The 22,556-nt window shown below is 58.2% G+C and carries 18 protein-coding genes; 14 read left to right on the top strand and 4 right to left on the bottom strand.

All coding sequences use genetic code 11. The features are described from left to right. Positions 1 to 57: 57 nt before the first annotated feature. The 7 genes from ACR0FG_RS15980 to ACR0FG_RS15950 all read left to right on the top strand — a co-directional run bounded on the left by ACR0FG_RS15980 (position 58) and on the right by ACR0FG_RS15950 (position 8,227). Positions 58 to 624 carry a cupin domain-containing protein gene (locus tag ACR0FG_RS15980; RefSeq protein ID WP_480894017.1) on the top strand — a complete coding sequence of 189 codons (567 nt, stop codon included), beginning with the start codon at positions 58 to 60 and terminating at the stop codon, positions 622 to 624. 336 nt (positions 625 to 960) lie between these two features. After that, a complete protein-coding gene (locus tag ACR0FG_RS15975) occupies positions 961 to 1,482 on the top strand; it encodes a VOC family protein (RefSeq protein ID WP_170711962.1) in 522 nt (173 codons plus the stop codon). Between the two features lie 70 nt (positions 1,483 to 1,552). Continuing rightward, entirely contained in the window at positions 1,553 to 1,903 is a 351-nt protein-coding gene (locus tag ACR0FG_RS15970; RefSeq protein WP_170711964.1) for a hypothetical protein, read from the top strand. A 113-nt stretch (positions 1,904 to 2,016) separates the two neighbouring features. After that, positions 2,017 to 2,985 carry a carbon-nitrogen hydrolase family protein gene (locus ACR0FG_RS15965; protein WP_480894016.1) on the top strand — a complete coding sequence of 323 codons (969 nt, stop codon included), beginning with the start codon at positions 2,017 to 2,019 and terminating at the stop codon, positions 2,983 to 2,985. A 43-nt stretch (positions 2,986 to 3,028) separates the two neighbouring features. Next, positions 3,029 to 5,761 carry an aminotransferase class I/II-fold pyridoxal phosphate-dependent enzyme gene (locus ACR0FG_RS15960; protein WP_480894015.1) on the top strand — a complete coding sequence of 911 codons (2,733 nt, stop codon included), beginning with the start codon at positions 3,029 to 3,031 and terminating at the stop codon, positions 5,759 to 5,761. A gap of 22 nt (positions 5,762 to 5,783) precedes the next feature. Further along, positions 5,784 to 7,232 carry a biotin carboxylase gene (locus ACR0FG_RS15955; protein ID WP_480894014.1) on the top strand — a complete coding sequence of 483 codons (1,449 nt, stop codon included), beginning with the start codon at positions 5,784 to 5,786 and terminating at the stop codon, positions 7,230 to 7,232. Positions 7,233 to 7,240: 8 nt separating this feature from the next. Next, positions 7,241 to 8,227 carry a C45 family autoproteolytic acyltransferase/hydolase gene (locus tag ACR0FG_RS15950; protein ID WP_480894013.1) on the top strand — a complete coding sequence of 329 codons (987 nt, stop codon included), beginning with the start codon at positions 7,241 to 7,243 and terminating at the stop codon, positions 8,225 to 8,227. Between the two features lie 6 nt (positions 8,228 to 8,233). Here ACR0FG_RS15950 and ACR0FG_RS15945 read toward each other — a convergent pair whose 3' ends face one another. Genes ACR0FG_RS15945 through ACR0FG_RS15935 form a run of 3 tightly spaced genes read right to left on the bottom strand, consistent with a single transcriptional unit; the run spans position 8,234 to position 13,698 of the window. Then, entirely contained in the window at positions 8,234 to 9,970 is a 1,737-nt protein-coding gene (locus ACR0FG_RS15945; RefSeq protein ID WP_480894012.1) for a Mur ligase family protein, read from the bottom strand. A gap of 14 nt (positions 9,971 to 9,984) precedes the next feature. After that, the gene (gene cphA / locus ACR0FG_RS15940; protein WP_480894011.1) at positions 9,985 to 12,786 is read right to left on the bottom strand and encodes a cyanophycin synthetase; all 2,802 of its coding nucleotides are present in this window, start codon (positions 12,784 to 12,786) and stop codon (positions 9,985 to 9,987) included. Between the two features lie 24 nt (positions 12,787 to 12,810). Continuing rightward, complete coding sequence (locus ACR0FG_RS15935; protein WP_480894010.1) at positions 12,811 to 13,698, bottom strand: cyanophycinase; 888 nt, start codon at positions 13,696 to 13,698, stop codon at positions 12,811 to 12,813. A 269-nt stretch (positions 13,699 to 13,967) separates the two neighbouring features. Here ACR0FG_RS15935 and ACR0FG_RS15930 point away from each other — a divergent pair, with 269 nt between their 5' ends. Genes ACR0FG_RS15930 through ACR0FG_RS15905 form a run of 6 tightly spaced genes read left to right on the top strand, consistent with a single transcriptional unit; the run spans position 13,968 to position 19,367 of the window. Further along, positions 13,968 to 14,351, top strand: coding sequence for a 5-carboxymethyl-2-hydroxymuconate Delta-isomerase (locus ACR0FG_RS15930; RefSeq protein WP_480894026.1), 384 nt, complete (start codon positions 13,968 to 13,970; stop codon positions 14,349 to 14,351). Between the two features lie 2 nt (positions 14,352 to 14,353). Beyond that, a complete protein-coding gene (gene hpaE, locus ACR0FG_RS15925; protein WP_480894009.1) occupies positions 14,354 to 15,862 on the top strand; it encodes a 5-carboxymethyl-2-hydroxymuconate semialdehyde dehydrogenase in 1,509 nt (502 codons plus the stop codon). Between the two features lie 47 nt (positions 15,863 to 15,909). Then, positions 15,910 to 16,893, top strand: coding sequence for a 3,4-dihydroxyphenylacetate 2,3-dioxygenase (gene hpaD / locus ACR0FG_RS15920; RefSeq protein ID WP_480894008.1), 984 nt, complete (start codon positions 15,910 to 15,912; stop codon positions 16,891 to 16,893). A gap of 12 nt (positions 16,894 to 16,905) precedes the next feature. Continuing rightward, entirely contained in the window at positions 16,906 to 17,760 is an 855-nt protein-coding gene (locus tag ACR0FG_RS15915; RefSeq protein ID WP_480894007.1) for a fumarylacetoacetate hydrolase family protein, read from the top strand. Beyond that, positions 17,757 to 18,557, top strand: coding sequence for a 2-oxo-hept-4-ene-1,7-dioate hydratase (gene hpaH / locus ACR0FG_RS15910; protein WP_480894006.1), 801 nt, complete (start codon positions 17,757 to 17,759; stop codon positions 18,555 to 18,557). Before ACR0FG_RS15915 ends, hpaH begins: the two co-directional genes overlap by 4 nt. 9 nt (positions 18,558 to 18,566) lie before the next feature. Continuing rightward, entirely contained in the window at positions 18,567 to 19,367 is an 801-nt protein-coding gene (locus tag ACR0FG_RS15905) for an aldolase/citrate lyase family protein (RefSeq protein ID WP_480894005.1), read from the top strand. 47 nt (positions 19,368 to 19,414) lie between these two features. On the opposite strand, the gene ACR0FG_RS15900 is transcribed toward ACR0FG_RS15905, so the two are convergent. After that, positions 19,415 to 21,982 carry an autotransporter outer membrane beta-barrel domain-containing protein gene (locus ACR0FG_RS15900; RefSeq protein WP_480894004.1) on the bottom strand — a complete coding sequence of 856 codons (2,568 nt, stop codon included), beginning with the start codon at positions 21,980 to 21,982 and terminating at the stop codon, positions 19,415 to 19,417. A gap of 16 nt (positions 21,983 to 21,998) precedes the next feature. Here ACR0FG_RS15900 and ACR0FG_RS15895 point away from each other — a divergent pair, with 16 nt between their 5' ends. After that, the gene (locus ACR0FG_RS15895; RefSeq protein ID WP_480894003.1) at positions 21,999 to 22,472 is read left to right on the top strand and encodes a hypothetical protein; all 474 of its coding nucleotides are present in this window, start codon (positions 21,999 to 22,001) and stop codon (positions 22,470 to 22,472) included. Positions 22,473 to 22,556: the final 84 nt, after the last annotated feature.

Raw genomic sequence — 22,556 nt, 5'->3', positions numbered from 1 at the left:
AATCGTAAGCCGTTGATTTACGGTCCCGGCACCCTTCAGATGATGCGGATAGTGAACATGAAGAACGCCAATCAGGATGATCTAACCCTTGGATTGCGCCTACGGACGCTGCGCGAACGCGCAGGCCTGTCGCAGCGGGCGCTGGCCAAGAAATCGGACGTACCAAATTCGACTATCTCGCTGATCGAGTCGGGCAAGATGAACCCTTCTGTCGGGGCTCTCCAGCGGATTCTGCATGGCATTCCAATCGGCATGTCCGACTTCTTTTCCTTCGAGATCGAGACCGAGCAGACCGTGTTCTATGCCGCTGAAGACCTGACCGAGATCGGCAAGGGCGGGCTGTCACTGCGTCAGGTCGGCTCTAACCTGCATGGACGCGCGATGATGATCCTGCAGGAAACCTATGATCTGGGCGCGGACACGGGCCGTGTGATGTATGGGCACGAGGCCGAAGAGGGCGGTATCGTGATCACGGGCCGTGTCGAGGTCACCGTGGGCGATCAGCGCAAAGTGCTAGGGCCGGGGGATGCCTATTATTTCGACAGCCGTACACCGCATCGGTTCCGGCAAGTGGGCCCGGAAAAATGCCGGATCGTCAGCGCCTGCACCCCACCGACATTTTAGATGGCGGGTCGGCGGCGATGTCGAGCATCGCTTTCTGCGTAAAGAAAGACCTTTGATCGGGGTCGCCGCCCTGCCTTTTGATTCTGACCCCTGATGCATCATCCGGGCTACGTTACTCCTTTTCAGTCAATCGGCGGAACGGGCAGGATCGGCGCGGGAAACCGTCCAAGGTGCCTGAAGTCGCTTGGAATTTTGTGGCTGCGGCGACACAAATTTCGGCACTATGCATCATAGTGTTGCCAAATCTACTGCAATGTTCCACAGTATGATGCATAGTGCGGGAAATTCCTCGCATGTCTCAACGGGCGACCCCCGCCCAATTTGGAGATTATGGATATGAAAAAGAAGCCTGCCACCTTGCCCCGCGGCTATCGCACCTGCACAGCATCGCTTGCCGTTGCTGACGTTCCTGCCGCGCTGCACTTTTATGAAAATGCCTTTGGTGCCAAGATTCAGGCCTATGACGCGGTCGAGGCCCCCGGCTTTGCTGCCATCAAGATCGGCAACTCGATGTTGTTTGTAACCGCTGGCTGGGGCACGCATGTCCCGTCCGTTCCTGGCACCGTTATCCCGGTTGGCCATCACATGTATGTTGAAGATACCGATGTGGCGCTGGCGACTGCGCTGGAAAACGGCGCGACCCTGATTGCGGACGCAAACGACACCTATTGGGGCGAGCGTTGTGCCACCGTCGCGGACCCGTTCGGCCATATCTGGACGCTGGCGACACGCGTCGAAAACCTCAAGTCCGAAGACATCAGCGAGCGCCGCAAGGCTCTGTTCCGCGCGATTCAGGATCAGGATGCCGAAGCGGTTGTCGAAACCGCCGAAGTCACCGAACAAACCGAGGCCGCGTGATCCCGTCAGAGGTTGAACAACGGGTGGATCGTGAGGTACCGAAATGGGTGTGTTCTTTAACAGGCAAATCATGAACGACGCACCCCTTCCTACTTTCACGATCCGCCAGAATGACCTGGCCATCCTCTCCGCTGAAAACCGGATCGGAGACTATCCGGTTGCCGTGCGCACCGCGCGCGAGGTGGTTAGCGGCGGTTTTGCCAATCAGTCGGCGCACCCAAACACCTGGACAGTCTACTTTCTGGTCGACGGCCAATGGGCGCTGGTTGAATCCACGCGCGGGCTGCGTCGGGAATGGTCCAGTCTGGACCGGCTGGAGAAGTGGTTGCGCAGTTGCGGCTTCCGGTTCTTCTGGGTGCGCAACGATATCGACTTTGTGGAAACGCTCGGCGAGGAGCTTGCCGAGGAAGAGACTGGATAAATCAGCGGCCTGCGAACAGTGGGCTTGCGCGAACACGCGGTTTTATGTTCCGATGAAGAACGCCAGATCACACCGGCGGTCGCAATCGGCAAAAAAAGAGAAGAAACAAAAAAATGACCCCCTTTGCGATAACCGGAATCCAGATGCATGTGGGTGCGTTGCATTCGAATGTCGAGGCGATGCTGCATCGGATCGAAGTGATGATGGCGCGGTTCCCGTGGACACAGATGGCGCTGTTCAGCGAACTGGCCCCTTACGGCCCTCTTGATCGCTTTGCCCAGCCCTTTCCCAATGATGACCTGTCTCGCTTTCAGGACGCCGCGCGCCGCTATGGCATCTGGCTGATCCCGGGCTCGATGTTCGAAAAGCGCGAGGACGGGCGGATTTTCAACACCTCTGTGGTGATCAATCCTGATGGTGAGATCGTCAAGAAATACTCCAAGATGTTCCCGTTCAAACCTTATGAGCAGAACATCGCCTCGGGCACTGATTTTTGCATCTTTGATGTCCCGGAGGTGGGCCGGTTCGGATTGTCGATCTGCTATGATATCTGGTTCCCCGAAACCACCCGTCACCTGACCAGCCAGGGCGTCGAGGTGCTGTTGCACCCTGTGCTGACCGGCACCACCGACCGCGAGGCCGAGCTGTCGATTGCCAAGGCCACCGCCGCGCAGTTCCAATGCTACGTATTCGACGTGAACGGACTGGCCGCCGGGGGCGTGGGCCGCTCGCTGGTGATTGATCCCTCGGCCACCGTGCTGCACCAATCGGCAGGGCAGGAGGATATCTTCCCCATCGAGATCGACCTTGATCAGGTTCGCCGACAGCGTGAGGTCGGGATGAAAGGTCTGGGGCAGGTCCTCAAAAGCTTCCGCGACCGCGAGGCGGATTTCCCGGTCTACGACCGCTCCAGCGGCGCAGATGCCTATCTGCACACGCTTGGCCCGCTGCGCATCCCGCAGAAGGGCGACGCCGCCGGGGTTGCCGCAACCGATCCCAGAACGGCGCTTGGATACAGCGAAGACGCCGCGAACAAGCCCGATAATCTGTATCTCTACAAAGGGCGCTCAGGCACAGACTGATATCGGGTCAGCTTTTCGATATCGGCAGAAAGGACAAAAATCCATGCATGGCATTTCCGACAGCGAAAAGCTCCACTCAATTTCGGATTACTACAGCGCCTCTCAGCTGCGGGCCGACCGATGGAGCGCGCTGCGGGAAACAGCCGAGTCGCTGGACCAGAGCGGAAGTGACACCGATCGGGACCGCGCGCGTCAATTGCTGCAGGCGCTGGCCCCAATCGAGATGTACTTCGCTTTCCCCGGCGGGTCGGCCTTCGACTACCTACGCCGTCTGCTGGACCACGGCAATTTCGCTGATTTCTCGACCGCTGTGCGGCGGGTGTCGCGGGCGCTGACCTCGGGGGCCTATCGTCGCCGGTCGATCCCTCTGATCGCGGATGAAACCGAAGGCGACGAGTTCGAGGATGAAGCGGCCCAAAGCCATGAGGCTCGCGCGTTGGGGCGGCCTTACTTCGAGGTGATGATCGTCGACAACGTCAACGAGCATCAGGAACGATTCTTGCAATCCAGCCTGCAACGGATGCGCCGCAGCGAAGATCAATTTATCTATGAAACCGTCGTGGTGCCCAGCGTCGAGGACGCGCTGATTGGTGTTCTGTTCAACCAGAATGTCCAGGCCGTTATCGTCCGCCCGGGGCTCAGCCTGAAATCCAAGAACGAATCCAATGTGTTGGGCCGCTATGTCAGCCTGTATGGCGAAGGTGCCGACCTGGATGCTCTGTCACCCTCGGAATACGGCCCCGAGACCTGTCGCCGCATCGGCAAGCTGCGACCCGAGTTGGACGCTTATCTGATCACCGATCGCTCGGCCGAGGATATCGCGGGCCTTGATCTGGGTCTGTGCCGGCGGGTGTTCTACAATCAGGAAGACTTTCTGGAACTGCACCTGAACATCCTGCGCGGTGTGCAGCGACGGTACAAAACGCCGTTCTTCACCGCGCTGAAAGAATATTCCAAGCAGCCCACCGGCGTGTTTCATGCGATGCCGATCAGCCGTGGCAAGTCGATCAGCCGCAGCCATTGGATCCAGGACATGGGGGCGTTCTACGGCTCGAACATCTTCATGGCCGAAACTTCGGCCACCTCGGGCGGACTGGATTCATTGCTAGAGCCAAGGGGGCCGATCAAAGAGGCGCAAGAGGCTGCTGCCCGCGCGTTCGGCTCGAAACAAACGTTCTTTGCCACCAATGGTACGTCGACCTGCAACAAGATCGTCGTGCAGGCGCTTGTGCGCCCCGGGGATATCGTGCTGGTCGACCGCGACTGCCACAAGTCGCACCACTATGGCATGGTGCTGGCGGGGGCGAGCGTGGTCTATATGGACAGCTATCCGCTGCACGATTACTCGATGTACGGTGCCGTCCCGATCCGTGAAATCAAGCACAAGCTGCTGGCCCTGAAAGCCGCAGGCAAGCTGGACCGCGTGCGCATGGTGTTGCTGACCAACTGCACCTTTGACGGCATCGTCTACAACGTGCAGCGCGTGATGCAGGAATGTCTGGCGATCAAGAAAGACCTTGTGTTCCTGTGGGATGAGGCCTGGTTCGGCTATGCCCGCTTTGCCCCCAACACCCGCGTGCGCACGGCGATGCGCTCGGCCAATTTGCTGCGCGAACAGTTCCGCACCCCCGAACATGCCGAAGCCTATGCCGCCCAGCAAGCCGAACTGGAAGGCGCGGATGACGAAACGCTGCTGAACACACGCCTGATCGCGCCGCCGGATGCGCGGGTGCGGGTCTATGCCACGCAATCGACGCACAAAACGCTGACGGCTCTTCGGCAAGGCTCGATGATCCACGTCAACGATCAGCAGTTCAAAGGCGCGGTGGAAGAGGCCTTTCACGAGGCTTATATGACCCACACCTCGACCTCGCCCAATTATCAGATCATCGCCTCTCTGGATGTGGGCCGCAGACAGGTCGAGATCGAAGGGTATGAGTTCGTCCAGCGACAAGTTGAAAGCGCCATGGCGATCCGCCGGGCGGTGACGACGCATCCATTGCTCAAGAAATACTTCCGACTGGTCACTGCGGGCGACATGATCCCCGAAGAATATCGCGAAAGCGGCATGACCAGCTATTTTGACCCGGATCAAGGTTGGGCCGACGTCTGGGATTGCTGGGCCAAGGACGAATTTGTTCTAGATGCCACCCGTATCACCCTGCATGTGGGCGCAACGGGCTGGGACGGTGATACGTTCAAGACCAAGATCCTGATGGACAAATACGGCATTCAGATCAACAAGACCTCGCGCAATACGGTGTTGTTCATGACCAATATAGGCACCACGCGCAGCTCGGTCGCCTATCTGATCGAGGTTCTGGTCGAGATCGCCAAGGAATTGGACGATCTGATGGACGACGCGTCCAAGATGGAAAAACTGGCCTTTGACAAACGCGTCAGAAACCTGAGCGAGCACGTTCCGCCGCTACCCGATTTCAGCCGTTTCCATGACGCGTTCCTAAGCGAAGAGGGCACCGAAGCGGGTGATATCCGTACGGCGTTCTTCCTGTCGTATGACGAGGACAATTGCGACTATGTGGAACCCGACAAGGACATGCTGGACCGGTTGGAAGCGGGCGAAGAAATGGTCTCGGCCACGTTTGTGATCCCTTATCCGCCGGGCTTCCCCATTCTGGTGCCAGGGCAGGTGATCAGCCCGGAAATCCTGAAATTCATGCAAGAGCTGGACGTTTCGGAAATACACGGTTTCCGCGCTGATCTGGGCCTGCGCATTTTTACCGAAGACGCTTTGAAATCAGTCAAGAACCCCTAAGGGGTCAGGGAGGACAACAATCATGCCAAAGAAGGTGCTCAAGAACATCTCGGAAATCCGCCGGTATTTCCACACCAACAAGGACCCGATCTATTTTGTATCGGCGACCAATTTCAACCTGTTGGGGCTGGATGAATGGGTGATGAACTTTACCTATATCTGCTACATGGATTGCTTTGACGGGCGGCATCCGAACGTGTTCGTGCCCTCTGAAATGCCGCATGACGAGTTTCAGTCCATCGAAGACATCAACAACTATCTGCTGCAGCACAAAGAGGTCATTGATCTGGTCAAACGGCGCGGCGGCAAGCCCAAGTTTGTCTTCCTGATGTTCGACGAGACGACCGAGAAGCTGGTCAAGGAACTGGGCGGTCAGTTGTGGTTCCCCAAGGCTAAACTGCGCACCAAATGCGACAACAAGATCGAAACCGTGCGCATCGGCAACAAGGCGGGCGTGCCGTCGGTGCCCAACACGCTGAGCGTGGTCAAAAGCTATGATCATCTGAAGAAAATCTGCGACAAGGCCGGGCTGGGGCATGATCTGGTTCTGCAATCGGCCTTTGGCGACAGCGGCCACACCACATTCTTCATCAAATCCGAGGCCGATTTCAACAAGCACAAGGATGAGATCATCGGCGAGGGCGAGATCAAGATCATGAAGCGGATCGATTGTCGCGGTGCGGCGATCGAGGCCTGTGCGACCTCGGAGGGCACCATCGTGGGCCCGCTAATGACCGAGCTTGTGGGCTTCAAGGAACTCACGCCCTATCGCGGCGGCTGGTGCGGGAACGAGATCTTCTCGACCGCATTCCCGCCCAAAGCCCGCGAACAGGCGCGGCAACTGACCTTCCAGTTCGGTGAAGAACTGCGCAAATCCGGCTATCGCGGCTATTTCGAGCTCGACTTCCTGATCGACAAAAAGACCGGAGAGCTGTGGCTGGGTGAATTGAACCCCCGGATCACCGGGGCCAGTTCCATGACCAACCATGCAGCCTTTGCCCACGCGGATGCGCCATTGTTCCTGTTCCACCTGCTGGAATTCACCAAGAAACCCTTCAAGCTGGATGTCGAAGAGCTGAACGCCCGCTGGGCCGACCCGGACATGATCGACAGCTGGTCGCAGATGGTGATCAAGCACACCGACGACAGCGTCGACCGCATCACCAAGGCCCCGCAATCGGGCATCTACAAAATGCTTGAAGATGGCCGCGTCGTGTTCGACAGGTTTGACTATCACCGCCGCGCCGTGGGTGATAATGAGGCGTTCTTCCTGCGCATCTCGGATGTGGGTGATTATCGCTATGAAGGGGCCGATCTGGGTATTCTGGTGACGCGTGGTCGGTCGATGACCAAGGGCTTCAAGCTGACTGAAAACTCGAAGAAGTGGATCCACGGCATCACGTCTGCCTATGAGGCCGAAGCCTTGCCCGCAGCGCAGCCGATGGAAGACCCCGCGTTCAAAATCATGTAGAAAGCCCCATGGCGCTTGTTTTTCGCTCAATTGACGAGGAACAGCCCGGTCCCAAGCTGGCCGGGCTGTTTGCCGAATACTGGCCCGCCTACCGGAAATGGTGGGCGAAAGAGGGGTATTCGGCGCGCCCGACTTATCGTGAGTGCCTGCGGGCTCTGGAACGCCACATGCCCGAAATTTTGCCGCTATACGAAGAGGTGGTCGAGCTTGTGGGCGGTACCGACAGCCAGGCGCGATTTCTCAGCTTTTATTGCCCGCCGAAGTACCTGTCGGGCTGCAGCCAGGCGATCTGGCGCGGCAAGACACCGATTTTGGTACGCAACTATGACTACCATCCGAAAACCTTTGACGCCGCCCTGCTGAAAACACGCTGGGACGGGCGCGGCGTGATTGGGATGAGTGATGGCATTCTGGGCTTGCTGGACGGGATTAACGATGCCGGTTTGACCGTATCCCTGACCTTTGGCGGGCGGCGCGCGGTGGGCGAAGGCTTTGGTGTACCGCTGATCCTGCGCTATGTCCTGCAAACCTGCAGCACCACCGCAGAAGCGGTTGACGCCCTGTGCCGCATCCCCTGCCACATGAGCTATAATGTCACCGTACTGGACGCCAAATACAACCACAGCACGGTTTACCTTGCCCCCGACCGGCACCCGCAAATCTCGGACGTGCCGGTGGCGACAAACCATCAGGGCCATGTCGAATGGTCCAAACACGCGCGGTTTACGGCAACCGTCGAACGGGAGCGGTTTCTGCTGAATCGCCTGAACCAGCATCCTGAAAGCGAAAAGCGGTTCATCGACGCTTTCCTTCGCCCACCGCTTTATTCGACCGCATTCTCGTCAGGGTTCGGAACGCTTTATACCGCCGTTTACCGGCCGGCCAAAAAACAGCTGCAACTGTTGTGGCCCGGCGCGTCATGGGATCTCTCGCTGGATGATTTCGGTGAGAGCGCGCGCAAAATCCTGATGCCGGTTGGTGATCTTCAGGCCTAGCCCTGATCACCCACCCAACATCTCAAGCACTGCGTCGCGTTCGGACAGAACCAGCAGCAGCGCCAGATCCCCCGGCTGAAGCGTCTCAAGGATCATCGCAGCCGCACGGGACGGGGAAGATGCGCGCAGCACCTTTTTGGGGTCCAGACCCTGCGCCGACGCGGTCTGTTCGATCAGATCCGGGATCTCACCCAACGCGCGGCCCCTCAGATAGCCTTCCAATTCGGCAGCTACGATGACGTCAGGCTGGAACGCCATAGCGGTTGCCGTGACGTCCCGAATATCCTGATCAGACCGGTCCCCCGCATGGCTAAGCATGATCAACCGCCGCTTTGCGGGCAAACCGGACAGCGCCTCGCAGACCGCCGAGATCGAATGCGGGTTATGGGCGAAATCGACAAAGACCCGCGCACCGTTATAGCTGAACTCGTTGCAGCGGCCCGGATTGTCCTTGGCATCCGGTTTGAACCCGGCCAGACCTTTCTGCACTGCGTGTTCCGGCACGTTCAACGCAAACGCGAGGCACAGGGCTGCCAGTGCGTTCTGGATGTTGTACTTTGCGGCCCCGTTCATGGTCAGGGGCACGTCGGCAACAGGGATTACCACCTGCTCGGTAGTGCCGTCGAAAAAGACGATATTCTCGTGCTGCACATAGGCGCAGCACCGGCCAGCAGCGTGCGCCTGAAGGATCAAGTCGTTCTGTGCATCCAGAGAGAACCACCAGATATTTGCCTCGGTGTGCTCAGCCTCATCCCGGACATAGGCATCGTCCGCGTTCAGGGCCAAAACTCCGCCTTTGGCCAAGGTACGGTGAACCGCGAATTTGGCCTGCGCCAGTTCCGGCACCGTGTTGACGCCATACTGGCCCAGATGATCATTCGCCACATTGGTCACAGCCGCCGCCGTGGCTGCGCGGGTCGGCAAACCCCGACGCAGGATACCTCCCCGCGCTACTTCGAGGCACGCGATCTCTAGCCGCTTGTCGCGCAGCAGCATCCGCCCACCGCCGGGCCCCGAGTAATCGCCACGATCCAGAATGTCATCGCCCACCCGCACAAACTCGGTCGAGGTCAGACCCGCAACTTTGCCCGAGGCACGCGCAATCGCCTCAAGCAACCGCGTCGTGGTGGTTTTGCCATTTGTACCCGTTATGAAGGCAACCGGGATATTGTGAAGCCGCGACCAGTCCACATCTTCAGGGGCGGGAAGGGCATCGACCGACCAGACCTGACTGCCGGTGCCGTGCCCGATCGAGACCTCATCATCGTCACACAGGATGTCCACGCCATGCGCATCGGCCGCCGCGATCAGCGTGATCAGCGCCGGATTGGCCTCTTTCGCCATGACGGATTTGACATCCGCAACCATCTGACCAAAGTCGCCGTGGCTGGCACCCACCAATTGGGCAGCACAAAAGTGCCAAGCGGTCTGCGCGGCAAAGATCGCGGAATAAAGCTGGTCCATCGGGGCAGAAATGGCCAGATTGACCCCACCGGTAAAGGTGCGGTGGGTCAGGCTCTGATCTTGCCAGCCAAGCGCGTCCAGGACCCTGCGGGCATGGATCTCCCACAGCGTCGTCACCTGCGCGGTGTCAATATCGGTGAAAAACACGTCCATCACCGCGCCGGGCTTATCCCATAGCAGGCCGGGGCCGGTCAGGCGTCGGGCATCATCCACGCGGATATGTTCAGCGGTCGCGCTTTCGATTGTCAGTGCGGTTTCAAGCTCTTCGATCCGGTCCATTCCGGGGCCCCCACCTAGTCCGCGTCTTCGCTGACGTCACGTGCCAGACGCACACCGCGCGCGTCTCGGACCAGGTTCTGATCAATTTCGAACATATCTTCGAATGACGGGTCTTCGGGGCTGGCTGCGGGGGCAGCCTCGGGTTTGGGCGCGTCGCCGTCCGAGTTGAAATAGACGATCTGTTTCCAGCATCGCGCAGTATCGTCGCCGAAAATGACCAACAGATCGCCCGGCGCAGCCATTTCAAGCGCGCTTTTCACCGCTTCAACCTCATCGGGAATGATCGAGATCGTCTCCTCGGGCGTGCCATTGTTGATCAGCGCCTGCCGCAGCATTTGTGGCACCTCGTCATGCCCACGCCCACGACGGCGATCGTCAGCTTTGCAGATGAAATGGTCGAAATGACCGGCCAGCGCGGCACCGGCATCGGCTATATCCTCGTCCCGCCGGTCACCTGGCATCGATGCAACGCACAGCCTGCGGCCCTTGACCTCTAGGTGATCGGCCAGCGACGCCAGTGCTTTCAGAGCGGCAGGGTTGTGGCCGTAGTCCAGGATGACTTTGAAAGGATGTTCGTCATAAACATTCATACGCCCCGGTGCCTGGAAATAGCTGGTGTCGAAGGTTCGCAGCCCGTGCCGGATATTGTCCAGATCGACCCCGAAACTATAGGCCATTGCGGCTGCGAACATCGCGTTCTGCACGTTGAAGATCGCCTTGCCCTCAAGCGCCGCAGGGATCAGATGCGACCACAGAACCGGGATGTGAAGCCCGTTGTCATAGATGGTCAGCATGTCGCCATTCATGCCCTTTTCCAGCACGATGGCTTTGCCGCCGGCCTTTATGTGTTCTTTCACCAGAGCGTGGCCGGGGTTTGTCGTGACATAAAAGATCTGATTGGCATCCGCGTAATCAGCCATTTTCAAACAGTTTATGTCATCGGCGTTCAGTACCGCCGTGTCTGTGGCGCTTTCAACAACCACACGTTTGACCACGGCCAGTTCCTCGACCGTGTTGATGCCGCCAAGACCCAGATGATCTGCCGAAACATTCAGACACGCGGCCACGTCCGAGCGTTGATATCCCAGACCCGACCGCACCAGCCCGCCGCGTGCGGTTTCCATCACCGCAAAATCCACCATCGGATCGCGCAGCACGATCTGGGCTGATTTGGGCCCGGTCATGTCACCTTTGACGCTTAGCTTGCCATCCACATAGACCCCATCGGTTGACGTCATCCCGACGGTTTTGCCGCTGGTCTTCATGATATGGCCCAGCATCCGAGACGTCGTGGTCTTGCCATTTGTCCCTGTGATTGCTGCAATCGGGATGCGGGTTTCCTCGTTGGCAGGGAACAGCATGTCGATCACTTTGCCAGCCACATCACGAGGCTGACCTTCCGACGGCGCGACGTGCATCCGGAATCCGGGGGCTGCGTTCACCTCGACAATTGCGCCGCCAATGTCTTTGTAGGACTTGGTGATATCGTCGATCAGGAAATCGACACCGCCCACATCCAGCCCAACGGCCATGATGGCACGTTCAGCCATATCGCGGTTGTCGGGATGCACAACATCGGTCAGGTCAATCGCTGTGCCGCCAGTGGACAGGTTCGCAGTCGAGCGCAGATAGAACACTTCTCCGTCCGGCAAGACAGTTTCATCAGTCACGCCTGCATTTTCCATCAACCGCTTTGCCTGATTATCTATCTCAAGCATGGTCAGCACTTTCTCGTGGCCAATCCCGCGACGCGGGTCTTGGTTCACGATGTCGACCAGTTCAGCGATCGTGTGCTTTCCGTCGCCAACCACATGGCCCGGAACCCGCTTAGCCACCGCAACCAGTTTGTTATCAACCACCAGCATCCTGTGATCAAAGCCGGTGATGAAGCTTTCCACCAGAATGGCCCGGCTGCGCGAATGCTCTTTGGCTTCGGCAAAACCGGCTTCAACTTCGGCGTCCGAATTAAGATTGATCGAGACCCCGCGCCCGTGATTGGCGTTGAGCGGTTTGACGACCACTGGAAATCCAATGCGACCAGCTGCCCTAACGGCCTCGCGCGCGGAATAGACCATGCGCTGCTGCGGAACCGGCAGGCCCAGATCATTAAGCAGATTGTGGGTGTCTTCCTTGTCACAGGAGATCTCGACCGAGATATGTTTGGTCTCGGACGTAATCGTCGCCTGAATACGTTTTTGGAACTTGCCGTGCCCGAACTGCACAAGCGAGCCTGAATTCAGCCGGATCCACGGAATATCGCGCTCTTGCGCCGCCTTGACCAGTGACCCGGTCGATGGGCCAAACTCCCTGCGCTGCGCGCGCAGGACAAAGCTGCGCAATTCTTCGTCCCAGTTGAAATCCGGATCGAAATCGTAATCCACCTGATCCTTGAGGGATTGTGGAAGCAGATGCATCAGCAATCTTAGCGCCAGCTTTCCCGCATCCAGACCAACGTCGCGCTGGCGGTATTCATAGACCATGTTGTACTGACCCGGCACACCTGTTCCCCGTGTCCGGCCAAAGGTCACATCGGATCCGGCTACATTCTGCACCTCGATGGCGCAATGTTCCAGTACATGACCCAGCCAGGTGCCTTCATCCTCGCGCAGCCGGCGGATGAAACCACCAGGTTCGCGATAGGAACAGCCATGTTCCGCCAGCCCGGGCAACGCCTCGATCAGCGCGTCTATGAACTCGGAACCTATCTTTGCCGAGGGCCACTCTTCCAATATGCCCAGATCGATAACGTGGCGAATGACTGGAAAACTTGCCCAGACATTGGGGCCGACAAAGACATTGGTCGAGATTATTTTCATGAGGCTCCCCGTTGGATAGCTTAGTTATTCCCCCCCGCTGGCGGCCTCGTCTGCGGACAGGTCCGGCAAGGTGCAGAACGCCAGATGCTCGTCCGGCGGAAAAGCCTGACGCGCGGTCAGATCATAACGGCATCCTTCGCCCAGAACGTCAAGCCGAAGTCCAAGCAAGCTCAGCGCTTCTCCCGCGCGCGCGTCCCACATCGACGAATGGGTCAGCTGGCTGGCATCGACCACCGTGACCGTACCGCTGCCAACAACTTCAAGAACATTGTCCGGCCCAATGAAGGCTGCGGTATCCTCGTCGATGCCCAATCCGATCAGAAACGGGTTGAACGACGATGCGGTCAGCAGCCGACCCAACCGGTTGCGCTGAGTAAAATGCTGATCGATGATCACGGCATTGGTCAAACCCATGCCGGGGGCCAGCGTGATATTGCCTTCGGCCGGGGCCGCGTTGCTGCTGCCGCCGCCTACCATGTGTTCCGACATGATTGAAGCGCCCGCCGAGGTTCCGGCCACCGGCACGCCCGCCGCGTTCCGGCGGCGAATTTTCTGCGCCACAAGCGTACCGCCCAGAATCGCAGAAAGCCGCAGTTGGTTCCCGCCGGTCATGAAAATCCCGGTGGCACGGTCCAAAACGTCGGCATAGTCGGGGTTGTCGCAATCGGCGCGGCGCGAAATTGGCAGAAACTCGACCTTACCAGCGCCAAGCTCGGAAAAGATGCGATGATAATCTGGCCCGGTTTCTTCCAGCATCGAGGCGGTGGGGATTACCACGATATCGGCTTCCGCACCGCCCGACAGTTCCACGAATTTGCGGTGAATCTGCATTTCCTTGACGCGGTCCTCACCGCCGCCAATCGGAATGATGAACCCGCGCGGGGTCTCTGCATCAACGGGTGCAGGGCACATGACTTGACTACCTTCCGGTGCTGATGCGCCCGGTCACGCAGAACCGCGCAGACGCTTGAACCTGTTCACACATTCGCTTTGGGCAATTTCCCTTGCGGATATGCCATTCCCCCCGGCAAACCACATGCCGCACGGCGGGGTTTTCGTCAAGAACGACGATGTCGAGTGACGAGTGTGACCAGGTTTTGCTTGCTATGTTAATTATATTAGTTGACACAACTTGACGCGATCTAATAGGGTCATATTGGTTAACATGATAAGGTTAGATGATGCCGCATTTCCAGATCGACTATTCTGGCAATCTTGAAGATGCCGTTGATATGGGGGCGCTGTGTGATTGCATCCGAGAGGCTGCGACCAAGATTGAGACTTTCCCGATGGCGGGCATTCGGGTCCGTGCGGTACGGGTGGATCACTATGCAATTGCCGATGGCGATCCGAAGCACGGCTTCATTGATATCTCGATCCGATTGCGCGGCGGCCGTGCACCTAAGGTCAAAGCTGACGCCACCCAGCGCATCTTCGAGGCTGCCCGCAAATTCCTTACTCCCGCTCTGGACAGCCGGTCGGTCGCATTGTCGCTTGAAATGCGGGATATCGATCCTGAGCTTTCCCCCAAAACTGGCAGCATCCGCGCCCATCTGGAGACGTGAACATGAGCGTACTGGACGCAAATCTTGAAAAACTTGGCCGTCTGCTGGAACAGTTTCGCAATGGCGGCATTCCGAACCGGATAGCAGGTCAGGATCAACCCGGTGCGGGTGGTGTGTTTCAGTCCATCAGCCCGGTAGACAAAAGCGTCATCTGTGATGTGGCGCGCAGTTCCGAAGCCGATGTGGACACCGCAGCGAACGCCGCGCATGATGCCTTTCCGGCCTGGCGCGACTTACCTGCCGTCGAGCGCCGGAAAATCCTGCTGAACATCGCCGAAGCCATTGAGGCACGCGCCGAAGAAATCGCCCTGTGCGAATGCTGGGATACTGGCCAAACCTGGCGGTTCATGTCCAAGGCAGCCTTGCGCGGGGCTGAAAATTTTCGCTATTTTGCTGATCAAGTGGTGCAGGCACGGGACGGACAGCATCTGAAATCGCCCACTTTGATGAACATCACTACCCGCGTTCCGATTGGCCCGGTTGGCGTGATTACGCCGTGGAACACCCCATTCATGCTTTCGACGTGGAAAATCGCTCCGGCTTTGGCGGCGGGTTGTACCGTGGTTCACAAACCCGCCGAAGACGGCCCCCTGACCGCGCGTCTGCTGATTGAGATCGCCGAAGAAGCAGGGCTGCCGCCGGGTGTTTTGAACACCGTCAACGGCTACGGTCACGATGCGGGCAAACGCCTGACCGAACACCCTCTGATCCGCGCCATTGCGTTTGTCGGCGAAAGCCGAACAGGCAGCATGATTACCAAACAGGGTGCTGACACGCTAAAGCGGATGCATCTGGAACTGGGCGGGAAGAACCCGGTGGTGGTCTTTGATGACGCGGATCTTGATCGGGCGCTGGATGCGGTGATCTTCATGATCTATTCGATCAATGGCGAGCGCTGCACGTCATCCTCGCGGCTGCTTGTGCAAGATACGATCAAGGAAGAATTCGAAGCCAAGCTGATTGAACGAGTGAACAACATCAAGGTCGGCCATCCGCTGGACCCGGCGACCGAGATCGGCCCGCTTGTGACCGAAGAGCACTATAACAAGGTCACCAGCTATTTCGACATCGCCCAAGAGGATGGGGCGACGGTTGCGGCTGGCGGGGTCACACTGGGTGATGACGGATACTTTGTTCGCCCGACCCTGTTCACCAATGCCACAAACCAAATGCGCATCGCGCGCGAGGAGATCTTTGGCCCTGTCCTGACCTCGATCCCGTTCTCGTCCGAAGACGAGGCGCTGGAACTGGCCAATGACACCCCATACGGGCTGACCGGATATGTCTGGACCAACGATCTGACCCGGGCGCTGCGCTTTACCGATCAGCTTGAGGCCGGGATGATCTGGGTGAACTCGGAAAACGTGCGCCATCTGCCCACCCCCTTTGGAGGCGTCAAGTCCAGCGGCATCGGTCGGGACGGCGGCGACTGGAGCTTTGAGTTCTACATGGAACAAAAGCACATTGGCTTTGCCACCGGTCAGCACAAGATCATGCGCCTCGGCGCATAAGACCCGACTTATCGAAATCGCGCGCCCCAGTTCAGTAGGAGAAACCAATGCCTGTTCCCGCTCCGAACCTTTATCCGGACTTCAACACAATCCGGCTGAGCCATGTTTGCCTGAACGTCAGCGATCTGGCCGCCTCGCGCAGGTTCTATGTCGATATACTGGGCCTGCAAGTGAGCGATGAAAGCGACAGCCGCATCTATCTGCGCGCGATGGAAGAGCGTGGGCATCACTGTGTAATTCTGCAGAAATCCGACCAGCCTGGTACTGTCGAGGTGATGGGGTTCAAAACCTTTGACGAGGATGACCTGAACCGCGCCGAGAGCTATTTCAGAGCCAAGGATCGACCCACCCAATGGGTTGAACGCCCCTATCAGGGCCGGACGCTTTTGACCTCGGACAATATCGGGATCCCGCTGGAATTTTATCACAAGATGGACAGGCTTGAGCCGATCCATCAGAAATACGCGCTGTATCGCGGGGTCAAACCGCTGCGGATCGACCATTTCAACTGTTTTTCGCCCAATGTGGATGACAGCGTGGCTTTCTATTCCGACTTCGGGTTCCGGGTCACGGAATATACCGAGGATGAGGACAGCAAGCGTCTGTGGGCGGCATGGCTGCACCGCAAGGGTGGGGTGCATGACATGGCCTTTACCAACGGGACCGGACCGAGGATGCACCACGTTGCTTTTTGGGTGCCGACCCCATTGAACATCATCGATCTGCTCGATCTGATGGCGACCACTGGCTATGTCGACAATATCGAACGCGGGCCGGGGCGGCATGGCATCTCGAACGCGTTTTTCCTTTATATCCTTGACCCGGATGGCCACCGCATCGAGATTTATTGTTCAGACTACCAGACTGTCGATCCCGATCTCGAGCCGATCAAATGGGATCTGAAAGACCCCCAACGCCAGACCTTGTGGGGCGCACCGGCACCACGCAGCTGGTTCGAACACGGCACGCCGTTTGTCGGGGTAGAAACCAGTGACTCGGACATCGCCGCCAGCCCGATCATTGCGCCCTAACCGGAGAAGATGATGCGTTTTGCAACTTACACTGCTTCGGGCGAGAATTTCTACGGGGCCGTGACCGATGACGGCATGATCGCCCTGAACGGTGACTTTCCCGATTGCGCGACACTTTATGAAGTGATCGCAGCCGGACGGTTCAGCGAACTGGCCGCAGCAGCAGCGGGCAAATCCGTAACTCATACGAACTTCACCTATGAAATGGTGATGCCCGACGCCCGACGCATTCTTTGTGTTGGCGTGAACTTTCCAGACCGCAATGCCGAATACAAAGATGGCAGCGCACAGCCGAAATACATGTCGCTGTTTCCCCGTTTTGCCAGCGGGTTTACCGGGCACGGACAGCCCCTGATCCGGCCACCGGAAAACCACACACTGGACTATGAGGGCGAGGTCGCCATTGTCATCGGCAAAGCGGGCCGCCGTATACCGCAGGCTGACGCCTATGACCATATTGCAGCACTGACCTTGTGCAACGAAGGCACGATCCGCGACTGGGTGCGCCATGCCAAGTTCAACGTCACGCAGGGCAAGAACTGGGACTGCTCGGGCGCGATGGGGCCGTGGCTGGTGCCGTTTACGGATGCCACTCAGCTGGATGATGCCAGGATTGTCACACGGGTGAATGGTGAGGTCCGGCAGGACGATTTGCTGTCGCGCATGATGTTCCCGATCCGGCGCGAGATCGAATATATCTCGACCTTCATGACCCTTCAGCCCGGTGACATCATCGTCACCGGCACCCCTACCGGCGCGGGTGCTCGGTTCGATCCGCCCCGTTACCTAAAACCCGGAGATATGGTCGAGATCGAAGTCGACGGCATCGGCACCCTGCGCAATGGCATCAAGGATGAGGTTTCATGACACCCGAAGACCATACTCAGGCGGCGTCTGACCTGTTAGAGGCCGAGGCCAGCCGCAAACAGATCGGTTTGCTAAGCCTGCGCCACCCGGAAATGGATATGGATGACGCCTATGCCGTGCAAAACGCGATTTATCGGCAGAAGCTGGCCCGGGGTCGCAACGTCATCGGGTGGAAGATCGGGCTGACCAGCAAGGCGATGCAATATGCGCTGAACATCGACATCCCTGACAGCGGCATCCTGTTTGACGACATGGCCTTCGGATCGGGCGATACCGTGCCTGCGGGCCGTTTCATCCAACCCCGGATCGAGGCCGAGATTGCTTTTGTCATGAAAGACCCCATTGGTGGCACTGATGTGAGCCGTAAGGACGTGATCGATGCGACCGACTATGTGGCGCCTTCAATAGAGATCCTTGATACGCGCATTCAACGCGTCGATCCGCAAACCGGCAAGGCGCGCACCGTGTTTGACACCATCAGTGACAACGCCGCCAATGCCGGGGTTGTGCTGGGGCCCGAACGCCATGCGGTTGACGCCTTTGATCTGCGCTGGGTCGGGGCGCTGACCTTTCGCGATGGCGAGATCGAGGAAACGGGCCTTGGGGCAGGGGTGCTGAACGATCCGGTCGAAAGTGTGGTCTGGCTTGCACGGCGCATGGCGCAGTATGGTCAGGCCGTCGAACCGGGTCAGATCATCCTGTCGGGCAGTTTCATCCGCCCCATCGAATGCCCACCCGGTACTGACATTCACGCCGATTTCGGCCCATTCGGGTCGGTCGACATCAGCTTTGCGTAAGGACATATCATGCCTGCACCAATTAACCGTTTCAAACAGGTGCTAGCCGAGGGGCGGCCGCAAATTGGCTGCTGGGTCGGTCTGGCGAACGACTATGCCGCCGAGATCACGGCAACCGCCGGATTCGACTGGCTGCTGGTTGATGGCGAACACGCCCCGAACGATCTGCGGTCTACCCTGGCGCAGATCCGGGTGATCGAGGCGTCAAACAGCGCGCCAGTTGCCCGACTGCCGATTGGCGAGGTCTGGATGGTCAAGCAATACCTTGATGCCGGGGTGCAGAGCCTTCTGATCCCGATGGTCGAAAGTGGCGCACAGGCAGAGCAAATGGTTCGCGCCGTGCGGTACCCGCCGGACGGGCTGCGCGGGGTTGGAGCGTCGCTGGCGCGAGCCTCACGATTTGGGGGCGTATCTGACTATTTGACCACTGCCGACGATCAGATCTGTCTGCTGGTCCAGGTCGAAAACCGTGCTGGGATGGCAGCGCTGGATGACATTCTGGCGACCGATGTGGACGGCGTTTTTATCGGCCCTGCCGATTTGGCAGCGGATATGGGATATGTCGGCCAATCCAGCCACCCGCAGGTCAAGGCCGCTATTCTGGACGCGATCCAGCGCATCGTGGCGGCGGGCAAGGCAGCGGGCATACTGACCCTTGACCCGGGGATGCAGCGGGAATGCCTCGATCTTGGCGTCACATTCATCGCCACCGATATCGATGTGACCCGCTTTGCCGACTCTCTGCGCGCCAGTGCCCGCTCCGCTATGGACCTACTGCCCGATCGGGCCACAACACAGCAGAGATCCTGACCCTCTGAACTACGCCCTACAAGCCGCGACGCGGAAAGGCGCCAAGCTTAGAACCGAAACTCAAGCCCTGCGCGGGCTGAGAGCTGATACGATCCCGAGGTCTCGTAAATCGCCTCGGTCCCGGCGCTCACGATCAGGCCGTTCCGGGTCTGGTATTCGCCCGACAGGTTGACGAAACCACCCAGCACGTTGTCATCGCCTCCGGTGTCAAAGCGGATGTCCTGACCCAGCAGAACGCCATCAACACTGTCACCGCCGAAATTCGTCCGAGCCTCAAGCCCCCCTTGCACGCGGTACTTCAACAGCGATCCGCTTGCCGTGATCCTTTGATGCGGGGCTGCGATCTGAAGCCGGGCAACGCCCACGTGAACCGTGCGGCTGTCTATCGTTTGAGGAGACGTCGTTCCAGTCTCGGTATAGCTGTCCAGAAACAGACCGGCATATCGCAGGCCAAGGCTGCTTTCGAATTGGCGCCCGGCAATTTGCGTGGGTCGGGTGAACGTCACGGCGGGCGATACAAACCAACCGTCAAAATCCGCGCTGATCGTCTCGCGCCCGCCGCTGACGGTGTTGTTGGCCGCCTGCCGTTCCTGATCAAATTCGGAATACCCAAGCGTCAGGGCCATATCGATCAGCGTTCCACCCCAACGGGTCGAGGCATAAGAGCCCAGGAAATAACTTTTGTTGTCAACTGATTGCGACACGTCATCGGCATCGACGCCTCCGCGCGATCCACCAATGAAGAAACCGGTTTCAAGCCCGTTGATATCCACCGCATCAACGCCGGCAAGCACCCCACCAACCCATTGGGTATTTTCAGCGACCTGCCCATCCGCGTCCTGATTGCGATACGATCCAAACGTGTCCAGCCAGACCGAATGGTCGGCCTGCGGTTCAGCAAACGGGAACGCGGCACGGTTTCGTGTCACCGCGTCGGGGGCAGGGGATCGCAGTGCCTGAAACCGGCCATCCAGGACGGATGAAATACCTCCTGTCAGATTGGCAAGTTGTTCATCCTGCGTGGACAGCGCCGTGGTATTGATGATGGACAAACGGTTGCCCGACAGAACATAAGGCGCACCATTGGTCACAACCCGGTTCGGGGTGCCGTCGAAGGTATAATTGACCTCTCCCAGATCACCGATTTCCAGCGTTTGCGTTCCGCCGCCCTGAAACGAAATCTGGCCCTCGATCACCGAGCCGCGCCGCAGTTCCAGGCGCGCATTCGCACCCAGAAATTCAATGCCGTCGCCACTGTTACCGCCGCCAATGCGACCCGAATTGAGAACACGCACATTGTCGCCCGAGGTGCCGATCAGATCGATCCGGCCCGAGTTGTCGATGGATGTGTTTTCCCCCGCACCAACAAACGACCCGGCGCGACCACTATTGATAAAACGCGCGCCGTTTCCATCGGCACGCACCAGTTCGGTAACGATGCCCGAATTTACAATCTCGGAACCGGCTCCATCGGCAATCAGCGCGGTTGCCCTGCCTGAATTGGTGATGGTGGCGTTGTCTGCCGTCATCTCGATTGCGCCGCCGACAGTGCCGGAATTGTCAACCGTGACCCCGCTGGCTTCGACAAATATGTCGTTCGCAACTGTGCCCGTGTTATCGACGCTGGACCCAGTCGCTGCAGATGACACCAGGATTGAATCCGCTGCTCCCGAGTTGTTGATGCGTGTGTTTTCGCCCCGCACATCAATCTGTCCGGACACTTGGCCCGAATTGACGACTTGGGTGCTGTCGCCAGTAGTCAGGATATTCGCGCCAACCGTGCCAGAGTTGTCGACGACAGCATTGTCACCCAACGAGAAGACCGTGTCCGAAACCGATCCGGTGTTGGTCACGTCAGCGTTCCGGCCAAATGTCAGAATATTGAGGCCAACATTCCCGCTGTTGATGATATCCGCATTCTCTGCACTTGTCTGTATACCCTGATTGACCGTACCGGAATTTGTCACGATCCCGTTTTCGTCAAAGGTGGTGATGAAGTCTGTCACCAGACCCTCGTTGTTGACGGTTGAGTTGACGCCGCGCGTGACGATGCTTGTCACCGTACCGGAGTTCTCGACAATGGAATTGTCGCCAAACGCGTTGAACTGTGTTGCGGTGCCCGAGTTTGTTAACCTCGCATTGGCCCCTCGGGCGATGGTAAAACTGCCAATGCTGTCGCTATTAACAATCCGGGTATTATCGCCAGAAGTGTCAACAGAACCGAAGATCGTGCCCGAGTTGATAAGCTCGAAATCGTCTCCGATACTGGTCACAGACCCATCAATTGTACCTGCGTTTTCAACGACGGTTACGTCACCATCCAGATCTACATCACCCGAAATCAGATTGGTGTTTTCGATCCGCAGATTGTTGGCCAATGGGATGGCTTCCAGCGCGGCGGTGGTGCCTGAATTGACAAAGGTAATATCCTCGCCGGTAAAGACGATGAAATTGGCATCGCCCTCGTTCTCGAACCGCGAATTTTGCCCTGAGATATTGGTGATCGAGGAAATACTGCCTGTATTCCTGAACAAGCCGTCCTGCGCCCCAAGTTGAGCCGTCGCCGCGCTGCCCGAGTTGATGATGGTGCCGCCAGCCCCGCGGTTTTCCAGCAATGCGGCTGACCCAGAGTTGAAAAATGTCCGATCCTGCGCCGAACGCTCGGAGGTCAGGGAAGCGAAAAGGAAACGTATTGCTGGTGTTGATGATGTCAGAATTGTCACCCAGGGTCGCGATGAAGAACCCGCCACCGCCGTTGTTTGTTACCCCAGAATTGGGATCAAAGGTGACAACGCCGCCGGTAACGTCTCCCTCGATGCCAATGGTCGATCCATCACCTCTGGATTCAACGCGTGTCAGCGTCGTGCCGTCGGGCACGACGCAAGGGGCCAAGTTGACCGGATCACCTGGGCCATCGTGATCCAGACATACTGCCTGTGCGTTAGCCTGCGACGCCTGAACCAAAAGAAACAGACCCGCACCTGTTGCCGATCTGCATTTGAAACCCCATGCGCGGAACTGCATCATTCACTCGTAACCTTTGCGATTCAAAATTTACGCAAGGTAAGCACAAGGCCGCACATTAACGTCAAATTAACATTTTAAGGATTTACCGGATGCGCGTGGAGTTTGGTGCAAATGTTGCGCGTTCGCTACATTTGCTACGAATAGTTCACACTCCGTATCATA

Source organism: Ruegeria sp. E1, from assembly GCF_056534225.1.
The sequence above is the reverse complement of the archived record's forward strand: the minus strand, read 5'-3'. Positions and strand labels throughout refer to the sequence as shown.